Here is a 4,215-nt window from a genome sequence, read left to right as displayed (position 1 = left end):
TTTTTTCAAAGAGTTGATTTTTTTCTTACATCAAGCTTGCGCCGGCAATTTTTTTTTGTAAGCTTTCACGGCAGTTGCAAATCATTCATTCGTTTTGTCGGGAGGGGGCTATGATGGACGATTTGGGGGATGTTACCCTGGATGCGCAGTTTTGGCGGCAGTATGAAGACTGCCTTATAAAAAACAGGATCAACCCGAAACAATTCCACTGGTACACGAACTGGTGCCAGCAGTTCGTAAAGTTTCTCGGTCGACTTCCTTTGCGTGAATGCCAGCCTGAGCATGTTTCGGCCTTTCTCGATAACCTGGGAAACAATTCTGAAGTCAAAGCCTGGCAAATTAACCAGGCGCGCACGGCTTTGTGGCATCTGTTTCGTGATCAGTTGCAGATATCGTGGGCGCTTGGGCAGCGGAAACCGGAGAAAGCCGAGCCGGCTCGCCAGCCGGCCGCAAAATTATCGCCATCGCACCAGGAAGTATTATCCCGGATGCGCAGTACGCTGATTGGTCGCCAGTATGCCAAGCGTACTCAAGCCGCTTATCTCGACTGGGCCAAACGGTTTCTTCTTTATTTCCCGCATCGCAAAATTGAGGACCTTGATGCTACCGCAGTGAGGACTTATCTGACCTGGCTGGCTGAAAAACATAATGTCGCAGTCAGTACCCAGAAACAGGCGCTCAACGCTCTCGTCTTTTTGTTCCAGGAATCGGAAGGCCACGATCTCGGCGATTTTTCCGATTTCACCCGGGCGAGAAAACCGGTCAGGATGCCGACAGTCTTGTCGTGTGATGAGGTGACGTTGCTGTTGAATGTCTTGTCGCCGCCACATCTGCTGATCTGCCAGTTGCTCTACGGGGCCGGACTGCGCCTGATGGAGGCGGTACGCATGCGGGTGCAGGACGTCGACTTTGCCAATAATCAATTGATGATTCGTGACGGCAAGGGGCGTAAGGATCGGGTGACTGTGCTGCCGGCTGTTTGTCGGGCAATGCTGGAAGAGCAGATCGTTACCGTACGACGGTTGCACGGGGAAGATCTCGCGCAGGGGCACGGCGAAGTGTGGTTGCCGACGGCGCTCCGTAAAAAATTCCCGAGGGCCGGTCGGGATTGGCGCTGGCAATACATCTTTCCGGCCAGCAAGTTGAGTGTCGATCCGGAATCTGGTTTCGTCCGTCGGCACCATTTCGATGAATCGTCTGTTCAGCGGGCAGTTCGCGATGCGGCCAGCCTTTGCGAGTTGGGCAAGCGGGTCACACCGCATACGTTGCGCCATTCCTTCGCAACACATCTGCTCGACAGTGGATACGATATCCGAACGGTGCAGGAACTTTTGGGGCATGTCGATGTCTCGACAACCATGATCTATACCCACGTTCTCAACAAGGGTGGAGCCGGGGTGAAGAGCCCGCTCGACAGATAGTGCATGGTCTGAATCTCGCCCGGCTGAACATAAAAAAGCACCCCCGGTCTCGGGGGTGCTTTGCAGGTTGGCCGTCTGATGTGGAGGCGTTGATCAGGCGGTTTTGACTTCGTTGAACTCGAGCCAGTCAGATTTGTCGTTGCTGTTCTCGGCAGTCTGAACTTCTTCGAATCCGTAGTTGTTGTCTTTCTGGGGTTCGCTCTGGGCTGTTTTGACATCCCTGAACTTCAGCCAGTCGGACTTGTCATTCATCTCGTTTTTTGCGGTTTTGACTTCGTTGAATTCGAGCCAGTCAGACTTGTTGTTGCTGTTGTCAGCAGTCTGGACTTCTTCGAATCCATAGTTGTTGTCTTTCTGCGGCTCGTTGCCCATGTTGTTGGCGATGATATTGGAAGCAACCGGAGCTGCGGCAAAGGCAAAAGTAAAAGCGGCGAGTGCTGATAATTGAGTAAAGCGTTTCATGGTCTGTTCCTTTCTGCTAAGGGGCTTTTTCCTGCCCACGGTAAGTTTTGTTGCGAACTTGGGTAAACCTTACCGTATTCCTCATGAAAGGGGAACTGTGCTAAAATGAATACCAGTCATTCCTGAATGGAATAGTTGCGAGGTGAGAACATGGACCAGTTGACAGCCATGAAACTTTTCGCCCGGGTGGTTGATACCGGAAGTTTCTCGGCGGTGGCCCGTGAGATGAATATGGGCCAGCCGGCGGTGAGTAAACAGATCTCGGCTCTGGAGCAGAAACTCGGGGTCCGCCTGCTCAACCGGAGCAGCCGGCAGCTGGTACTGACCGAGGCCGGTTCGGCGTATTACGAACGGTGCCACGGCATCCTGGCCGATCTCGAAGAAGCGGAAACCACGGTGACCAGTCTCGGCGGAACGCCGCGCGGCCGGCTCAGGGTCAACATGTCGGTCGCCTTCGGCCGCTTGCACATCGCCCCGTTCATGCCCGAGTTCCTTGAGCGCTACCCTGAAATCAGCATCGACCTGATGATGAACGACCGTTTTGTTGACCTGGTGGCCGAGCGGGTCGACCTGGCGATCCGGATCGGTGATCTCGAGGATTCGTCGCTGCTCGCCCGCAGGCTCGGGGTCAGCCCGATGGTAGTCGTCGGGGCGCCCTCCTATTTTGAGAAGTACGGATTCCCGGAGCACCCGGAGGATCTCAAGGAGCACAACTGCCTGACCTACACCTTTCTGCGCAGCGGCAACAACTGGCGGTTCAAGAAGGGGAAGGAGGAGATCAGTGTGCCGGTCAGGGGCAACTGCCAGTCGGACAACACCGACGGCATCCGCGATATCATGATCGCCGGGACCGGCCTCGCCCTGGTGCCGGCCTGGCTGGTGCGCTGCGAACTGGCGCACGGCGAGCTGGTGACCGTCCTCAACGATTTTCTCCCCTGGGAGTCGCCGATTCACGCGGTCTACCCCGAGAGCAAGTACGTGCCGCTCAAGGTGCGTTGTTTTATTGATTTCCTCGCAGAAAAGTTTGCCGAGGATGAACTGTTTACCAGGAAGTGGGGCTCGGAATACAAATGCGATCTTTAGCCTGAGACCGTTCCGGACCGCCGCACGAATGTGTGGTGGCTTATGTAAAGCAAATAAAGACAGCTGTAAGTTTTAAGCTGTAAGCTGCCAGAGAAAATCAGGAACAAATGCCTTAGACTTACCCCCGTTGCTCTTGAGGTCGCACCCGCCAGCGCGGTCACTGAACCGCAGCCCGACCGCAACCGCGCGGTTCTTCCTGTTTCTGTCTTCAGGGGGACACTTCCCTGAGATTCGGGTAGTGTCCCCAACTAGCAGTCTCCCCATCCGGCCAAAGGTCGCCGGTATCGCCCGGCGGGTTCCTGACTCTTCTTGCCTGTCCTGAGCTATCTTGTGCTGAGCTTGCCGAAGTAGCCGAAGGGGGAATCCATTGAAGCTTTTGACTCACCCGTGGAGCTCTTGAGGTCGCTCCCGTCAGCGCGTTTACTGAACCGCAGCCCGACCGCAACCGCCACAACGACGAGCTGCGTTTGCCTCAAGGCAAACTCCCCGGCAGCACAGTTTGAACAGAAATAATCCAGATCGCACGAAAAAGCCCCCGGCAAGGGAGCCGTTTTCTGCATACTCTTTTATGGCTCAATAAAAGAGTATGGCGGAGTGCGCGGCCGCAACCGCGCGGTTCTTCCTGTCTTCTGTCTACAGGGGGACACTTCCCTGAGATTCGGGTAGTGTCCCTGTCAGCAATGTCCCCATCCGGCCAAAGGTCGCCGGTATCGCCCGGCGGGTTCCTGACTCTTCTTGCCTGTCCTGAGCTATCTTGTACTGAGCTTGCCGAAGTAGCCGAAGGGGGAATCCATTGAAGCTTTTGACTCACCCGTGGAGCTCTTGAGGTCGCTGCCGCTCGCGCGTTCACTGAACCGTAGCCCGACCGCGACAGCCACAGCGACGGACTGCGTTTGCCTCAAGGCAAACTCCCCGGTAACACAGTTAAACAGAAACAATTCAGTCCGCACGAAAAAGCCCCCTGCAAGGGAGCGGTTTCTTTGGTTCGTTTCTTTATCGCTTAATAAAGAAATGAACCCGGCTGCCGGGCCGGGACCCGGCGGTTCTTCGAAAGTAAACTTTCCTCAAGGGACACTTCTCTGGACTACGGGAAGTGTCCCCAACTAGCAGTATCCCTTTCAAACCAAAGGTCGCCGGTATCGCCCGGCGTGCTCCTTACTTTTCTTACCTGTCTAAGAAAAGTAAGCAAAAGAAAGACACCCCAGCTCACCCGCCTGATGATCAGGTTCCCTCGCTGCGCAGATTCCAA

Annotated in this window: 6 protein-coding genes; 2 read left to right on the top strand and 4 right to left on the bottom strand. The window is 55.2% G+C overall.

Going from position 1 to position 4,215, the window contains the following annotated elements; translation table 11 throughout:
* Positions 1-488 precede the first annotated feature (488 nt).
* Positions 489-1,421 carry an integron integrase gene (locus tag C0623_06480; protein PLY00863.1) on the top strand — a complete coding sequence of 311 codons (933 nt, stop codon included), beginning with the start codon at positions 489-491 and terminating at the stop codon, positions 1,419-1,421.
* A 93-nt stretch (positions 1,422-1,514) separates the two neighbouring features.
* On the opposite strand, the gene C0623_06475 is transcribed toward C0623_06480, so the two are convergent.
* Positions 1,515-1,883: a hypothetical protein gene (locus C0623_06475; protein PLY00862.1), complete on the bottom strand. Its 369-nt coding sequence runs from the start codon at positions 1,881-1,883 to the stop codon at positions 1,515-1,517.
* Positions 1,884-2,033: 150 nt separating this feature from the next.
* On the opposite strand from C0623_06475, the gene C0623_06470 reads away from it, so the two are divergent.
* On the top strand, positions 2,034-2,966 hold the full coding sequence (locus tag C0623_06470) for a LysR family transcriptional regulator (protein ID PLY00861.1): 933 nt from the start codon (positions 2,034-2,036) through the stop codon (positions 2,964-2,966).
* A 72-nt stretch (positions 2,967-3,038) separates the two neighbouring features.
* Here C0623_06470 and C0623_06465 read toward each other — a convergent pair whose 3' ends face one another.
* From C0623_06465 to C0623_06455, 3 genes are all read right to left on the bottom strand, one after another.
* The gene (locus tag C0623_06465) at positions 3,039-3,230 is read right to left on the bottom strand and encodes a hypothetical protein (protein PLY00860.1); all 192 of its coding nucleotides are present in this window, start codon (positions 3,228-3,230) and stop codon (positions 3,039-3,041) included.
* 59 nt (positions 3,231-3,289) lie between these two features.
* Positions 3,290-3,526: a hypothetical protein gene (locus C0623_06460; GenBank protein PLY00859.1), complete on the bottom strand. Its 237-nt coding sequence runs from the start codon at positions 3,524-3,526 to the stop codon at positions 3,290-3,292.
* A 189-nt stretch (positions 3,527-3,715) separates the two neighbouring features.
* Positions 3,716-3,916: a hypothetical protein gene (locus C0623_06455; GenBank protein ID PLY00858.1), complete on the bottom strand. Its 201-nt coding sequence runs from the start codon at positions 3,914-3,916 to the stop codon at positions 3,716-3,718.
* Between the last annotated feature and the right edge of the window lie 299 nt (positions 3,917-4,215).

The organism is Desulfuromonas sp. (assembly GCA_002869615.1).
Lineage (GTDB): Bacteria > Desulfobacterota > Desulfuromonadia > Desulfuromonadales > UBA2294 > BM707.
This window is presented reverse-complemented; position numbering and strand designations above follow the sequence as displayed.